Source organism: Sphingobacterium sp. UBA3549, assembly GCF_002376635.1.
In the GTDB taxonomy this organism is placed as follows: domain Bacteria; phylum Bacteroidota; class Bacteroidia; order Sphingobacteriales; family Sphingobacteriaceae; genus Sphingobacterium.
The window spans coordinates 40,486-54,308 of the sequence record NZ_DFOE01000015.1; the positions used below are offsets into that span (position 1 = coordinate 40,486).

Here is a 13,823-nt window from a genome sequence, read left to right on the forward strand (position 1 = left end):
AAGGTTGGATATATGGATAAAAATAAAGTGATATTAATTGTAGACGACGATCAACGAAATATCTTTGCACTGCGTTTGACTCTAAAGGCCAAGGGATATCGGGTTTTGAGCAGTAATTCTGCTCTTGATGCGATCCGACTATTGGAAACTGAAGATCAGATTGACTTGGTTTTGTTGGATATGATGATGCCTGAGGTAGATGGTTATGAAGCAATCCAGTTAATCCGAAAGTTGAATTCCAATAGTCGGTTACCTATTATAGCTGTGACGGCACAAGCGATGAGTGGGGATAAAGAAAAATGTTTAAATGCTGGGGCGCAAGCTTATGTTTCGAAACCTATTGACGTTGATAAATTGGCGCTTGAAATTGAAAGATTGATTTAGATGTTGGGCTATAATATTATAAGAGACGATGAGGTCGATATCTTGCTTGAGGATATATACCGTCAATATGGCTATGATTTTTTGCAGTACAGTAGAGCTTCCATCAAGAGAAGAATCAATCGAATTATGACCAACGATCGATTGGCAAGCTTTGCTGAACTCAGATTTGCTTTGAAAGACAATGTCGAATTTCTACAACACTTCGTTGAAGAGATTACTGTAAATTTGACAGAGATGTTTCGGGACCCGCTGTTTTTTCGGGAACTTCGAGAAGAAATTCTTCCTCAATTGGGAACCTATCCTTTAATACGGATCTGGGTTGCTGGCTGCTCTACAGGTGAAGAGGCGTATTCTATGGCCATTTTGTTAAAAGAAGCTAATCTATATCATAAGTCATTGATTTATGCGACAGACATTAACCCTAGGGTTCTTGAAATTGCGCGTAATGGCGTTTACCCGTTGAGCTTGGTCAAGACTTTCTCCGAAAATTATATGGAATCAGGCGGGAAGCAGGATTTTTCGAACTATTATACTGCTAATTATGAGTGGGCAAAATTTGATGATGAATTGAAAAGAAAAATGATTATATCAACGCATAATTTGGTGTCGGATACTTCGTTTAACAGTTTTCAATTGATTTTGTGCCGCAATGTGTTGATTTATTTCAATAAGGAATTGCAGGAACGAGTTTTTAAATTGTTTGACTTGAGTCTTGAAAATTTAGGATATTTGGGTTTAGGTAGTAAAGAAACGATACGATTTTCTAGCATTCAGCATAACTTTACGGCTGTTGGGAATCAAAAAATTTGGAAAAAACTTTATACATTGTAGCCGTATACTTTTAGATATGATTTTCTGCCCAATATTAAACGTAGCGAGCAAAGTATTTTAACTATTTTATGAGTAAAACAAAAACTGTATTGATATTTGATGACGATACCATTATTTTGGAAGTCATAACTGTTGTATTAATTGATTTAGGGTTGAATGTTGAAGTTTCCGAAACTTCACATGACATTATCCCACGGGTCGAATCTTCTAAGCCAGATCTCATCTTGATGGACAATTGGATTCCCAATATAGGAGGTGTGGAAGCGACTAGATTGCTGAAAGCCGATGCTCGATTTAATCATATTCCCGTAATTTATGTTTCGGCCAACAACGATATTCAATCGCTGGCTGATCGTGCTGGAGCAGATGATTTTCTATCCAAACCATTTGATTTGGAAGATCTAGAAAATATTGTAAATAAATATATCACTTAACAAAATTGGTGTGCGTATCTGCTCGAAGAGTTTCGGAATGATCCCTTTTTTTGTACTCTCTAAAACTACAATAAAAAAAGCCTTTCAGAAATGAAAGGCTTTTTCTGCGGAGAGTGAGGGATTCGAACCCCCGAACCTGTGACAGTTAACGGTTTTCAAGACCGCCGCATTCGACCACTCTGCCAACTCTCCGCGACAAAAGTACGAATTTTTACTCTTCCACCAAATTTTATTTTATAAATCGAACTTATTGAGCTTTTATAAGCTGAATATCAGCACTAAATTTTACTTCATCACTTACCATCACGCCACCCGTTTCCAGTGCAGCATTCCAACTAAGTCCAAATTCCGAACGTTTTATTTTACCTTCTACAATAAATCCAGCTTTGGTATTTCCCCAAGGATCTTTCTGTATACCTGCAAACTCTAAGTCGAATGATACGGGTTTAGTAACATCACGTATCGTCAGATTTCCTTTAATCTCATCATTTTCTAAACTCGTTGCTTCGAAAGTAATCTCAGGATATTTTTCTACATCAAAGAACTCTGCGCTTTTTAGGTGGCCATCACGTTGTTCATTACGGGTGTTGATAGATGACGTATCAATAACCACTTTCGCAAGCGCATTTTTAAAATCTTCTCCCTCTGCATCAATATCTATTTTAAAAATGTCAAAGTTTCCTTTAACGTTTGTGATCATCATGTGTTTTACTTTGAATTCTATCTCGCTATGTGCGGCGTCTAATTCCCATTTTCCTTGTGCCATAATTGTATGTTTTTATTATTTGTTTAATAACACAAAGGTAACAGCTGTTTTATTCATTTTGTTTGACCTACATCAATAAAATAATCTTGTTGAAATGCAACTAGTTATTGAAAAACCACAAAAAAATAGAAGTGATATTTTGGAAATATGATGCAAATGCCTACTTTTGCATTACCGAAAGAAACGCGCCAATAGCTCAGCTGGATAGAGCATCGGTTTTCTAAACCGACGGTCTCAGGTTCGAATCCTGATTGGCGTACCAAAAGTGTTAAAAATCGGCCTTAATAACATTATTAAGGCCGATTTTTCATTTTACTAGTTTTGTAACTAGTCAGATTGAGGCCTGTGTTAACGATTTAACGGCATTTTCTGGATCATACGGGAAGTTTGGGGGTAAAGTTTGGATATGATCCGATTTATTGTTTTTATAATTTTCAAAAATTCTATTTTGTAGCATATTTTCCGACAGCTATCAGCGATTACAGGTCAAAAATTGCGATAATTAAACCAACTTATAAGGACAGGTTTACTAAATGGCAATAATGGATCAATATGGACACATACTTCCTAACTTTATTTTGTAAATTGCAATATGATAGGTAGCTATATGGAAAGAAATTCAAATGGAAATCCAGTATTTAATGATTAGAAGTTCCGGTTTCTTACCACTTTTGTGATAACAAGATGGATGCAGACGAATGTGCCGAAATTGTACGGAAAGGTATCAAACAGGCTACTACACATTCTTTAACAGCATTGCAAATCAACAAAGAAAGTTACCTGCAATTAGAGACCTAGCTATCATCACCGATTGGCATGGAATTCCCAAAGCGGTCACCAAGACCGTTAAAGTGGAGATTGTAAGGTTTAAAGATATGACAGCTGAGTATGCTTTTATCGAAGGTGAAGGAGATTTATTGGAAAGAAGTACATTGGACTTATTAAATGCGCGAATTGAGCAAGCATAATTTAAAGCCAACTATTGAAATGGAACTTGTCTGCGAGTACATTGAGACGATCTGGCCAAAGAAATAATTGGATGAGTAATAGTGATTACCCAAATTGCCGGAGAGAGCTGTCGGCTGAATCTCCATATTAATAATTTGGGTTACAAAAAAGAGAGTTAATATGGAGGAGAGATTCAAAAAACAAATATGTGAGGTAGCTAAACTGATCCCACAGGGACGGGTGACGACCTATGGGGCGATTGCCAAGGCCTTAGGTTATCCCAATCATTCGCGGCATGTTGGCAAGGCAATGGGTGGATGTCCGGCCGATGTTCCGGCCCACCGAGTGATTTCAAGTGGTGGATTGTTAGCAGTGCCTGGATTTCAGGAACGTTTGGAAGCAGAGGGGCTTGTTGTGAAGAACTTTCGAGTCAAGGATTTTAAACAGTTGTTTTGGGATCCAATGAAGGAATTAATTGATTAATTTAAAGAAATGAAATACTGTGCTTTTCTACGTGGAGTCAATGTAAAAGGAACTAATATGAAAATGGCAGATGTTTGCCAGGTCTTTAAAAATGCAGGTGTGGCGGATGTAAGTTCGATACTCGCTTCTGGAAATATTATCTTCTCATCTGACCAGCCGGCAGAACTGCTGAAGCGCCTAATCGAAGAATGCATGTCGACACATTTTTTCTATGATGCATCTCTGTTTATCCGGTCAAAGGAAGAAGTGTGTTTACTGGAGAAAAATAATCCTTTCGATAAGCATGAGGATTTTAATGTATATGCATTTGTGGGAGTAGATGGAGTCGAAACAATATTGATGGACGAATTCAACAATTCAATGCATTTGTCAGGGGAGAACGCTGAAATAGTCAACGCTATTTTTTATTGGCAAGTGCCCAAAGGAAATACCTTGGATTCTGCGTTTGGAAATGTGTTAGCGAAAAAGAATTTGAAAAATAAAATGACGAGCCGTAATATAAATACGTTTGGGAAGGTATTGAAAAAAATGGGCGAATCATAAAATGAGCCCATTTCTATTTGGGCTCTTTGTCTTTTCAATACTTTTCTCAGCACTGATTTATTGTTCTTGATCAATCTCAGCGGATTTAGCCCAGATGTTAATATGACCGTCTTTTGCATAGAGATCTATTTCTTGAATCTCCTCTTGACTAAAAGACAGATTTCTTAGCGCATCTACACAATCACTAACTTGCTGCGGTTTTGATGCACCGATCAGCGCCGATGTTACCTGTTTCTTACGTAGGACCCAAGCGATAGCCATCTGCGCCAGAGATTGTCCTCTACGCTGTGCGATAGCATGTAAAGAAAGGATATTTTTCTGATTCTCTTCGTTTAGGAATTTTTTCTGAAGTGATTTAGATTGCGAAGCGCGGCTGTCTTGAGGGACGTCATGCAAGTACTTGTCGGTGAGCATGCCCTGCGCCAGCGGGGAAAATACAATAGAGCCAATTCCTATCGACTCCAAGGTGTCAAGCAAGCCGTCAGTTTCTACCCATCTATTAAGCATGGAATAGCTTGGCTGGTGAATAATAAAGGGTGTCCCTAATGATTTAAGGATCGTATAAGCTTCCTTAGTCCTTTGCGAATTATAAGATGAAATACCTATATAAAGCGCTTTTCCGCTACGGACCAAATGATCCAGCGCCAACATGGTTTCTTCTAAGGGGGTATTGGGGTCGAAACGATGGGAATAGAAAATATCGACGTAGTCGATACCCAGTCTCTTAAGTGATTGCTCACAGCTTGAGATCAAATATTTACGGCTGCCCCATTCTCCATATGGCCCATTCCACATGTGATAACCTGCTTTTGATGAAATGATTATTTCGTCCCGTAAGCCGTGCAATTGTTCATTTAATATTTGTCCAAAGGCTTTTTCGGCACTTCCAGCAGGTGGTCCATAATTGTTTGCAAGATCGAAATGCGTAATGCCAAGGTCAAATGCCGTTGTACAGATATCTACTTTGGTTTGATGAGGCGTGTCGTCTCCGAAATTATGCCACATGCCTAAAGATATTGCGGGCAATAAAAGGCCGGATTGGCCGCAGCGGTTATAGATCATATTTTGGTATCGGTCTGGATTTGCTGTATACTGCATAATTTTTGATAAGTTTCCTATAAACTAAGATAAATTTTGGCTTATTTGCAAATTTTAATTGCAAGCTATGCTCGAAAATTTTTAGAGTGAGGAAATTTTAGGATAAATCTTGAACTATTTTTAGTGTAGTGCGAAATATAAAGAAAACTGTTCGAGTTTGGCTTTGGCAAAGCTAAATTTAATGTATTTTTATACACATTAAAAAATTGTTTTATGGAAGTGATAAGGAAAGTTCAGATCACACTATGGTTTGTCTTAATTACTGTAGTCAATTGTTATGCACAGTCAAAACACCTGCTTTTTAAGACCGAATTCGGTAATTTTAAAGCTGTGCTTTATGACTATACGCCTCATCATCGTGATTTGATGTTGCGTTCAATTCGAGATCATGTTTATCACGACGCTTTATTTAATCGGATTATCGAAAATTTTGTTGTTCAGGGTGGAGAGCATGATATAGATATTGCAAAACGTGAGGCTGCAGATCCTCTTCATCAACAACCACGACTGGCGGCAGAGTTCGACGATCGTGCTTTTCATAAAATGGGCGCACTTGGCGCCGGACGAGACGGCAATCCCGAAAAGGCGTCTTTTTTGAATCAGATCTATTTTGTTGTTGGGAAGAAAATTACAGCAACGGAACTAGATAATTTGGAATTAAAGAAAGGTATAAAATATACTGCTACACAAAGGAAAGAGTACCTAAACAACGGTGGGCAGCCAAGACTGGATCATGATTATACTGTTTTTGGTGAAATTTATGAAGGTTTTGAGGTAATTATGAAAATTAGCCGGCTAAAAACGGACAATCAAGATTATCCACTTCAAAAAGTGCCCTTCCAGATTGTTGAGATTAGTAAATAATCGTATAAACCCTTACTAGACGCTGCATGTAGCTATTCCAGCAAGGGTCCTTTTTTTTTAAGCTAAAAGGCAACTGTTTTAGGATTCGATCCAGAAAATCCCATTTCTGGCAATGATTGAATAGTTTTGATGTCGTCTTCTGTCAGCTCGAAACTGTCAATGGCTAAATTTCTCTTTATATTATCTGGATTGGTCGATTTCGGCAGGGGTAAGATTCCTTGAGACAGCGCAAATTTAATACAGATTTGCCCAACACTTGTATTTTTTTCTTTTGCCAGTTTAAGGAGTGTCTCATCGCGTAATATTCTTCCAGAACCAAGCGGCGACCAAGCCTGAACAAGAATGCCATTGGACTGACATAGCGCCACAGTATCCTTCTGAAGATAACCCGGATGAAATTCAATTTGATTCACGGCAGGTACTACTTTGGCTGTCTCCAATAATTTTTCAAGGTACTCTTTTGGGAAATTACTCACGCCAACGGCTTTTACCTTTCCCTGCTCATATAAATCTTCAAAGGCTCGCCATGTATCGGCATTGATTTTGGCCCAGTGCTCAAATTGCGTCTCGTTGGCAGGCCAGTGGATTAAGTAAAGGTCAACATAATCCATTTGTAGATCATTTAGCGATTTTTCGAAAGCTGCGGTCGTTTTGTCGTATCCGCGCTCGGTGTTCCAGAGCTTTGTGGTAACAAATAATGAATGGCGGTCGATTCCACTGTCTTTTATGGCCTTTCCAATACTCTTTTCATTTCCATAAATAGCTGCTGTGTCAATATGGGTATAGCCGGCGTGAAGTGCTTCTCTAACTGCCTGATAAGCTTCGTTTCCATCGGGAATTTGCCATGTTCCAAACCCAATGGATGGAATTTCAGTTCCATTGTTCAATTGAATTGATTTCATTGTCAGTTGTTTTTTGATTTGAGCTAAAATAGGGTTTCGGTTGATGCCTCTAGTCACTGAAATGTCAAGAGGAATACTTTTAAGCTAATGCGATAGTGTTTATTCGGTATAGCCAAAATATATTTATTTTGACAATTTTATTGTCAAAATGGGTCCGATTCCTCGTAAATTATGGCATTAATTCTTATCTTTAGGCGAATTTTTGAGAAATTCAGATTTTTCAATGAGTTCACATAGCATTAAAAATTAAACATATTTCTAATAGATTACTATGTCAAACAAATCAAAAATTGTTTGGACAAAAACAGATGAAGCTCCTTTATTGGCGACTTATTCGTTTTTGCCTATTGTTCAGGCGATTACAGCTACAGCTGGTATCGATGTTGAATTGAGGGATATCTCCTTAGCGGGCCGTATTCTTGCTAGCTTTCCAGAATTTTTAAAAGAAGATCAAAAAATTGGTGATGCGTTGGCCGAGTTAGGGCAGTTGGCAACAACTCCTGAGGCAAACATCATTAAATTACCAAATATCTCCGCTTCAATTCCTCAGTTGAAAGGTGCTATCGCTGAACTACAGCAAGCAGGGTACGCTGTTCCCAATTATCCGGATGAAGCCACAACAGAAGAGGAAAAATCAGCAAAAGCTAAATATGCGAAAGTATTAGGTTCTGCTGTGAATCCCGTATTACGGGAAGGAAACTCCGATCGTCGCGCGCCTAAAGCAGTTAAGAATTATGCAAAAGCAAATCCTCATAAAATGGGTGCTTGGGCGAAAGATTCCAAAACAAAGGTTGCTTCGATGACGTCAGGTGATTTCTATGGTTCCGAGCAATCTGTAACTGTTGAAAATGATGGTCAATTCAAAATTGAGTTTGTGGATGAACAAGGTGCAGTAACGGAATTAAAGGGGCTTTCACCATTAAAGGCTGGTGAGGTCATTGATTCTTCAACCTTGAGTTTAACGGCTTTGAAAGGGTTTGTAGTAGATGCTATCGCAGAAGCTAAGGCGGCAGGTGTATTGTTGTCTGCGCACCTAAAGGCGACAATGATGAAGGTTTCTGACCCGATTATATTTGGTGCTGTTGTAGAAACTTACTTTGCTGATGTTTTTGCGAAGTATGGTGACTTGTTTAAAGAGTTGGGTATCAACAAAAACAACGGATTAGGCGAAGTGTATGCTAAAATCGCTGGTCATGCAAAAGAGACTGAGGTTAAGGCTGCTATTGATGTTGCTATTAAAAACGGACCTGCTTTAGCGATGGTAAATTCGGATAAAGGAATCACCAACTTCCATGTTCCTTCTGATGTCATTATTGACGCTTCTATGCCAGCGATGATCCGTATCGGTGGTAAAATGTGGAATAAAGATGGTCAAGAAGAAGATACAATTGCCATGGTTCCTGACCGCTGTTATGCCGGTGTTTATGAAGCAACTATTGAAGACTGTAAAGAGCATGGTGCATTGGACCCTAAAACAATGGGTTCTGTTCCCAATGTTGGTTTGATGGCGCAGAAAGCGGAGGAGTATGGGTCACATGACAAAACTTTCCAGGCTGCAGGAAACGGTGTCATCCGCGTAGTAGATGCTTCAGGTGATGTTTTCATGGAGCAAAAAGTAGAGGCAGGTGATATCTTCCGTATGTGTCAGACCAAAGATGCTCCGATTCAGGACTGGGTGAAATTGGCTGTAAATCGTGCACGTTTGTCGGAAACACCTGCTGTTTTCTGGTTGGATAAAAACCGTGCTCATGATAGAGAGATCATCAAAAAAGTAGAGAAATACATGCCTGATTTTGATACAACAGGTTTAGACATTCGCATTTTATCGCCTATTGAAGCAACGAAACTGACTTTGGAGCGCATCCGCAAGGGAGAAGATACGATTTCCGTAACCGGCAACGTATTGCGTGATTATTTGACAGATTTATTCCCAATTTTGGAAGTTGGTACATCTGCTAAAATGTTATCTATTGTTCCGTTGATGAATGGCGGCGGTCTATTTGAAACGGGTGCTGGTGGTTCTGCTCCAAAACACGTGGAGCAATTTCTTCAAGAAGGTTACTTGCGCTGGGATTCATTAGGCGAATTCTTGGCACTAGGTGCTTCGTTGGAACACTTGTCTCAAACGCAAAGTAATCCGAAAGCGCTGGTATTGGCGGAGACTTTGGATGAAGCTACGGAGAAATTCTTGGCAAATGACAAATCTCCAGCCCGTAGGGTTGGCCAGATTGATAACCGAGGGTCGCATTTCTATTTGACGTTATACTGGGCTCAGGCTTTGGCAGCACAGACAAAAGATGCTGAATTGGCTGATAAATTCGCTTCCGTTGCGAAGGTTCTTACAGAAAATGAAGCTAAGATCAATGAGGAGTTGATTGCTGCGCAAGGTAGTGCTCAGAACATCGGTGGGTATTATTTTCCGAACGATGAATTGGCAGCGCAAGCAATGCGTCCATCGGAAACATTGAATCAGGTTGTTGCTAACATATAAACGGTAGTTTTTTAAATAAATATAAAAGCCTGTATCAAACGATACGGGCTTTTATATTACCCTTCTATGAAACAAAATATCTGCTATTTTAGTGAATATTTGACACCTGTAAAGGTCATTTTAACAGGTATGATATGCCCGTTTTTGTCAAATTTCATTTCTTCAATACAAGTTACCCGCTCGTTAGCTCCCTCTTTGCCAAGCGGTCTTCGGTGATATACAATAAAATATTTTTCTTTGTTTGGTATTTTGATGACCGAGTGATGCCCGGCTCCAACCGCTACTTCGGGATCCCGCTCCAGTATCGTTCCTATCCGCTCAAAAGGGCCAAAAGGGGAGTTGGCGATGGCATAAGCGACTTTGTAGTCGGGGCCAGTCCAGCCACCTTCAGACCACATAAAATAATATTTCCCATCTTTCATAAACATAAATGGGCCTTCAACATAATCTTTAGGAGTGATTTCTTTATAAAGGCTGCCGTCTTCGAAAGGGACCAAACCCGTGAAATCTGGTTTTAACTTAACCAAATTGCAGTGCTTCCAACCGCCATAATACATATAAAAAGTTCCATCTTTGTCTTTGAAAACAAACTGATCTATGGGTTGTGCACCATTGATAATGTCATTGATTAAGGGTTTACCTAAAAGATCAGTGTAAGGGCCATCTGGCTTGTCGGCTACAGCTACTCCAATCCCGCCAATCTCTCCCTGATGAACATCGTTTGCTCCAAAAAATAAATAATATTTTCCTTTATTTTCCAATACTGCGGGTGCCCACATGGCTTTTTTTGCCCATTTTACGTTACTGTTATCCAGGATGCGGCTGTGCTTTGTCCAGGTAGCTAAATCTGAAGATGAAAAGGCATCGAAGAATATCTGTTCTTCATAAGGCGCCGAATAGGTTGGGAATATCCAATATTTATCCCCGTACACAATACCTTCAGGATCAGCGTAATTTCCAGTTATAACGGGATTCTTTTGAGCAAAAACTGTAGCGGATAAAAGTAGTGCTGTTGATGTTAAAATTGTTTTAATCATTGTATGGTTTTAAATTGATAAGATACAGTATCCAATTGATGGTGGCGTAGCAAAATGAATCAATTTTATGCTCATTTGTCTCACGAGCTATCTATTTGTTAAAATTTTGTTAAAACAAAGTTTTGCTTTCGATTGTTTCCGATTTATTTCACATATTTGTTTATGTCGTTTCCGAATGGCATAAATACTTTTCATAAAATAGGTTAATAATATGGCTAAGACACCCAAAGTTTCCCAGACTTTGGGTGTTTTTTATTCCCGCTCCGACCCAAATATCATCACTAGTTTACCGTTATAATACAAGTTTAGAGTCTGTTCTGCGATATCGAATTGAATTTGCTTTTGTTCGAATATTTGGAAGAACTCATTTTCTATGTGTATGGTGTTACACGAACGCATAGTACTTGCTAGGTGGGTAACGGTGATTTTATTGCCTTTAATGTCAAATCCGCCCCAAAAAATGTTACAGCCCGTCGTGCCGTCGATTGTACCATTCTTGGCATCGAATCCCAGGCTCGCCTTACTTGAGCTGACATCCTTTCCATTCAATTGAAGTAATTTCCATTTAAACCGAGCTAGAAAGGCCGCTACGCTGGGCAATTCATTTGTACGTTCTTTCGAAAGGATGTCAATTAAACTGTAATTGACAGTGTCAGTATCTCTTCGTTTCGTTTTCTTTACACGAACACGGTAGCGGTAGCCTTCCTGATAATCAAAACCATGAATTGGTGTACTCAGATATTTCCATTTATTCGATTTTTCCGATTTTATTTGGAGGCATTTCATTTGCCCGAGCTTTGGCGCATACACATAGTTTTCTCCAACCTCCCAGATTCCGACTTCAGTATTTTCCATTAGTGATTTGGATATTATTTTTATCAAGCTATATCTCGGATGCGAGTTGTTTTTGTGTTTGCGGACTAGGATATTGTATTCAAATTTTGGGTTATAATCAAACTTGAAAATTTTAGCATAGAATTTCTCCCAATCATTGCTATTATAGTATTTAACTAGATAAGGTGGAGCTTCCGAAAGTCCTGACTTCACTTTTAACCGAAAAGAAGAGCCTTGGGCTAGTAAATTGTGGAATGGTAATAAGAGAACTAAAAAAATTAATAACAAATGGTGTATTGAGGACTTCTTCATAAACTGTAAAGTAAATATCAATAAAAACGTATCTTTAAACATGAATATTGCACGAGTGAAGGTATACCTACTGTTCCTTTTTTTTCTACTAAGTCTGCAGGTCTATAGCCAAAATAGGAAGGATTATTTTAAAACACAAATAGCCCTCGGAGAACTGACCGATCCACAATTGAAAGAAGTATCTGGCATTACAGCGGCGGCTAGTTCAGGTAATTTTTGGGTACATAATGATAGTGGCGATGGGGCACATATTTATTTAATTAGTCGTGATGCCCAGCTATTAAAAAAGATTACGCTTGAAGGGGTGTCCGTGGTTGACTGTGAGGATATCGATCGGGTAAAGATTGGCGACACCTATTTCCTTGTCCTTGCGGATATCGGTAATAATCTCAGAAAAAGAACCTGGGTATGTCTTTACGTGTTTCCGGAGCCTCAGGCAGAAGATCCCGAACTTATTCCCAAAAAGTCAATTCGTGTAATTTATTTAAAATTTCCCAATAACCAACGCTTGGATGCCGAATCGGTAATGATAGATCCCATAGACAAAATGTTGTATTTGATATCTAAACGTGAATTCCGATCGACTGTTTATAGTGCTCCAGTATTTAGCAATCCTAAACAGCAATATTTTACTTTAGATAAAGTTGTCGAATTACCCTTAACTTTTGCAACAGGGGCTGCTATAGATCTGACAGGGACTAAAGTACTTGTAAAGAACATTACACATATATTTTACTGGCAGAGGCACGCTAGGGAATCTTGGGAGCAGGTGTTTAAGCGAAGGCCCACTATTTTACCTTATCAGGTGGAACCGCAGGGAGAAGCAATCACATTTGACAGCATGGGAAGCGGATTTTACACGATAAGTGAACGCCCATTCGGTTTAAAGTCCTATCTTTATTTTTTTGAAAAAACGCTATAATTTATGATAAACACTGTATCTATTTCTGCAAATTCAAATGATCGATTTCGTATCGCCGATGTCGCTAAAAATTGGTTTTTCCGTGAGAGAAGGGGCGCTCCGGTGCTCACGGTCCTCATTCTTTTTTTTTATTCCTTTACGGTATGTTATGCCGCCAAAGTTGATACCCTATCTGTTCCAAGCCATTCCATGAACAAAGGGATTAAGACTGTGGTCATTCTTCCTCAAAATTATTCTAAAGAAATCAATTACCCAGTGCTGTATTTGTTGCATGGATATTCAGGCAATTATAGTAATTGGATTAAGAACTCGAGTGTGGGTGCATTAGTAGATCAATATGGTTATGTGGTGGTCTGTCCTGACGGTGGTTTTGGAAGCTGGTATTGGGATATGCCGAACGACAAGAATTATCAATATGAAACTTTCGTGTCTAAGGAGTTGGTTGAGTACATAGATCAACATTATTCGACGATTAAAACCCGGGATGGAAGGGCAATAACAGGGCTGAGTATGGGCGGACATGGTGCTTTGTCATTAGCGATTAAGCATCAGGATATATATGGTGCAGCAGGCAGCACAGCCGGCGGAGTAGATTTTAGGCCTTTTCCGATGAACTGGGAAATTAAAGACCGTATTGGGAATTATGCCGATGTACCACAAGAATGGGATAGCCGTGTGGTTATCAATATGGTTCCAAAATTGGTTAATAATAAGCTTCGTTTAATGATAGATTGTGGTAAGGAAGATTTTTTCTATGCTGTGAATGTTGCACTGCACGATAAATTGATGTACCATAATATAAATCATACTTTTGTTACAAGCGAAGGTGGGCATAATTGGGAGTACTGGTCTAGGTCCATAGTGTATCAGATGGCTTTTTTCAAAGGGTATTTTGGTGAATCGGAAAAAAATAAGAATAAAAAATAATAAATATTTGGCTTAAATGAATAAATTACTATTTTTGCTAAACAGAG

15 protein-coding genes, 2 tRNA genes and 1 pseudogene are annotated in these 13,823 nt (G+C 38.9%); 11 read left to right on the forward strand and 7 right to left on the reverse strand.

What is annotated here, in order from left to right:
* The first annotated feature begins 12 nt into the window (after positions 1 to 12).
* The 3 genes from B2W36_RS08260 to B2W36_RS08270 all read left to right on the forward strand — a co-directional run bounded on the left by B2W36_RS08260 (position 13) and on the right by B2W36_RS08270 (position 1,649).
* Positions 13 to 384 carry a response regulator gene (locus tag B2W36_RS08260; protein ID WP_293881361.1) on the forward strand — a complete coding sequence of 124 codons (372 nt, stop codon included), beginning with the start codon at positions 13 to 15 and terminating at the stop codon, positions 382 to 384.
* The gene (locus B2W36_RS08265; RefSeq protein WP_293881363.1) at positions 385 to 1,215 is read left to right on the forward strand and encodes a CheR family methyltransferase; all 831 of its coding nucleotides are present in this window, start codon (positions 385 to 387) and stop codon (positions 1,213 to 1,215) included.
* Between the two features lie 68 nt (positions 1,216 to 1,283).
* Complete coding sequence (locus B2W36_RS08270) at positions 1,284 to 1,649, forward strand: response regulator (RefSeq protein WP_293881365.1); 366 nt, start codon at positions 1,284 to 1,286, stop codon at positions 1,647 to 1,649.
* Between the two features lie 107 nt (positions 1,650 to 1,756).
* Here the strand turns inward: B2W36_RS08270 and B2W36_RS08275 are convergent.
* Both B2W36_RS08275 and B2W36_RS08280 read right to left on the reverse strand, forming a co-directional pair.
* Positions 1,757 to 1,841: transfer RNA gene (locus B2W36_RS08275), tRNA-Ser, on the reverse strand.
* A 55-nt stretch (positions 1,842 to 1,896) separates the two neighbouring features.
* Positions 1,897 to 2,415 carry a YceI family protein gene (locus B2W36_RS08280; protein WP_293881367.1) on the reverse strand — a complete coding sequence of 173 codons (519 nt, stop codon included), beginning with the start codon at positions 2,413 to 2,415 and terminating at the stop codon, positions 1,897 to 1,899.
* A 185-nt stretch (positions 2,416 to 2,600) separates the two neighbouring features.
* Between B2W36_RS08280 and B2W36_RS08285 the strand changes: the two genes are divergently transcribed.
* The 4 genes from B2W36_RS08285 (at position 2,601) to B2W36_RS08300 (ending at position 4,389) form a co-directional block, all read left to right on the forward strand.
* A tRNA-Arg gene (locus tag B2W36_RS08285) sits at positions 2,601 to 2,677 on the forward strand.
* A gap of 436 nt (positions 2,678 to 3,113) precedes the next feature.
* The gene (locus B2W36_RS08290; RefSeq protein ID WP_293887401.1) at positions 3,114 to 3,383 is read left to right on the forward strand and encodes an ASCH domain-containing protein; all 270 of its coding nucleotides are present in this window, start codon (positions 3,114 to 3,116) and stop codon (positions 3,381 to 3,383) included.
* A gap of 160 nt (positions 3,384 to 3,543) precedes the next feature.
* Positions 3,544 to 3,846 carry an MGMT family protein gene (locus tag B2W36_RS08295; RefSeq protein WP_293881371.1) on the forward strand — a complete coding sequence of 101 codons (303 nt, stop codon included), beginning with the start codon at positions 3,544 to 3,546 and terminating at the stop codon, positions 3,844 to 3,846.
* Positions 3,847 to 3,855: 9 nt separating this feature from the next.
* Complete coding sequence (locus B2W36_RS08300) at positions 3,856 to 4,389, forward strand: DUF1697 domain-containing protein (RefSeq protein WP_293881373.1); 534 nt, start codon at positions 3,856 to 3,858, stop codon at positions 4,387 to 4,389.
* Between the two features lie 57 nt (positions 4,390 to 4,446).
* On the opposite strand, the gene mgrA is transcribed toward B2W36_RS08300, so the two are convergent.
* Complete coding sequence (gene mgrA / locus B2W36_RS08305; protein WP_293881375.1) at positions 4,447 to 5,487, reverse strand: L-glyceraldehyde 3-phosphate reductase; 1,041 nt, start codon at positions 5,485 to 5,487, stop codon at positions 4,447 to 4,449.
* Positions 5,488 to 5,700: 213 nt separating this feature from the next.
* On the opposite strand from mgrA, the gene B2W36_RS08310 reads away from it, so the two are divergent.
* Positions 5,701 to 6,351: a peptidylprolyl isomerase gene (locus B2W36_RS08310; protein ID WP_209579950.1), complete on the forward strand. Its 651-nt coding sequence runs from the start codon at positions 5,701 to 5,703 to the stop codon at positions 6,349 to 6,351.
* 62 nt (positions 6,352 to 6,413) lie between these two features.
* Here B2W36_RS08310 and B2W36_RS08315 read toward each other — a convergent pair whose 3' ends face one another.
* Positions 6,414 to 7,253, reverse strand: coding sequence for an aldo/keto reductase (locus B2W36_RS08315; RefSeq protein ID WP_293881378.1), 840 nt, complete (start codon positions 7,251 to 7,253; stop codon positions 6,414 to 6,416).
* 271 nt (positions 7,254 to 7,524) lie between these two features.
* Here B2W36_RS08315 and B2W36_RS08320 point away from each other — a divergent pair, with 271 nt between their 5' ends.
* The gene (locus B2W36_RS08320; protein ID WP_293881380.1) at positions 7,525 to 9,744 is read left to right on the forward strand and encodes an NADP-dependent isocitrate dehydrogenase; all 2,220 of its coding nucleotides are present in this window, start codon (positions 7,525 to 7,527) and stop codon (positions 9,742 to 9,744) included.
* A gap of 83 nt (positions 9,745 to 9,827) precedes the next feature.
* Here B2W36_RS08320 and B2W36_RS08325 read toward each other — a convergent pair whose 3' ends face one another.
* The 3 genes and pseudogenes from B2W36_RS08325 to B2W36_RS22630 form a co-directional block, all read right to left on the reverse strand.
* On the reverse strand, positions 9,828 to 10,781 hold the full coding sequence (locus B2W36_RS08325) for a glycoside hydrolase family 43 protein (RefSeq protein WP_293881382.1): 954 nt from the start codon (positions 10,779 to 10,781) through the stop codon (positions 9,828 to 9,830).
* A gap of 252 nt (positions 10,782 to 11,033) precedes the next feature.
* A complete protein-coding gene (locus B2W36_RS08330; RefSeq protein WP_293887403.1) occupies positions 11,034 to 11,636 on the reverse strand; it encodes an META domain-containing protein in 603 nt (200 codons plus the stop codon).
* Positions 11,637 to 11,654: 18 nt separating this feature from the next.
* Positions 11,655 to 11,969, reverse strand: a pseudogene (locus tag B2W36_RS22630) (DUF4377 domain-containing protein); the annotation flags it as partial.
* Between B2W36_RS22630 and B2W36_RS08335 the strand changes: the two are divergent.
* Positions 11,968 to 12,849, forward strand: a complete 882-nt coding sequence (locus tag B2W36_RS08335) for a hypothetical protein (RefSeq protein ID WP_293887404.1) — start codon at positions 11,968 to 11,970, stop codon at positions 12,847 to 12,849. The pseudogene B2W36_RS22630 and the gene B2W36_RS08335 sit on opposite strands and share 2 nt — an antisense overlap.
* Positions 12,850 to 12,852: 3 nt before the next feature.
* On the forward strand, positions 12,853 to 13,776 hold the full coding sequence (locus tag B2W36_RS08340) for an alpha/beta hydrolase family protein (protein WP_313448179.1): 924 nt from the start codon (positions 12,853 to 12,855) through the stop codon (positions 13,774 to 13,776).
* Positions 13,777 to 13,823 lie beyond the last annotated feature (47 nt).

What these genes read in the sequence shown, in the direction of transcription:
- B2W36_RS08260 (WP_293881361.1), top strand. Translation starts at nt 13, where the DNA reads ATGGATAAAAATAAAGTGATATTAATTGTAGACGACGATCAACGAAAT.
- B2W36_RS08265 (WP_293881363.1), top strand. Translation starts at nt 385, where the DNA reads ATGTTGGGCTATAATATTATAAGAGACGATGAGGTCGATATCTTGCTT.
- B2W36_RS08270 (WP_293881365.1), top strand. Translation starts at nt 1,284, where the DNA reads ATGAGTAAAACAAAAACTGTATTGATATTTGATGACGATACCATTATT.
- B2W36_RS08280 (WP_293881367.1), bottom strand. Translation starts at nt 2,415, where the DNA reads ATGGCACAAGGAAAATGGGAATTAGACGCCGCACATAGCGAGATAGAA.
- B2W36_RS08290 (WP_293887401.1), top strand. Translation starts at nt 3,114, where the DNA reads ATGTGCCGAAATTGTACGGAAAGGTATCAAACAGGCTACTACACATTC.
- B2W36_RS08295 (WP_293881371.1), top strand. Translation starts at nt 3,544, where the DNA reads ATGGAGGAGAGATTCAAAAAACAAATATGTGAGGTAGCTAAACTGATC.
- B2W36_RS08300 (WP_293881373.1), top strand. Translation starts at nt 3,856, where the DNA reads ATGAAATACTGTGCTTTTCTACGTGGAGTCAATGTAAAAGGAACTAAT.
- mgrA (WP_293881375.1), bottom strand. Translation starts at nt 5,487, where the DNA reads ATGCAGTATACAGCAAATCCAGACCGATACCAAAATATGATCTATAAC.
- B2W36_RS08310 (WP_209579950.1), top strand. Translation starts at nt 5,701, where the DNA reads ATGGAAGTGATAAGGAAAGTTCAGATCACACTATGGTTTGTCTTAATT.
- B2W36_RS08315 (WP_293881378.1), bottom strand. Translation starts at nt 7,253, where the DNA reads ATGAAATCAATTCAATTGAACAATGGAACTGAAATTCCATCCATTGGG.
- B2W36_RS08320 (WP_293881380.1), top strand. Translation starts at nt 7,525, where the DNA reads ATGTCAAACAAATCAAAAATTGTTTGGACAAAAACAGATGAAGCTCCT.
- B2W36_RS08325 (WP_293881382.1), bottom strand. Translation starts at nt 10,781, where the DNA reads ATGATTAAAACAATTTTAACATCAACAGCACTACTTTTATCCGCTACA.
- B2W36_RS08330 (WP_293887403.1), bottom strand. Translation starts at nt 11,636, where the DNA reads ATGGAAAATACTGAAGTCGGAATCTGGGAGGTTGGAGAAAACTATGTG.
- B2W36_RS08335 (WP_293887404.1), top strand. Translation starts at nt 11,968, where the DNA reads ATGAATATTGCACGAGTGAAGGTATACCTACTGTTCCTTTTTTTTCTA.
- B2W36_RS08340 (WP_313448179.1), top strand. Translation starts at nt 12,853, where the DNA reads ATGATAAACACTGTATCTATTTCTGCAAATTCAAATGATCGATTTCGT.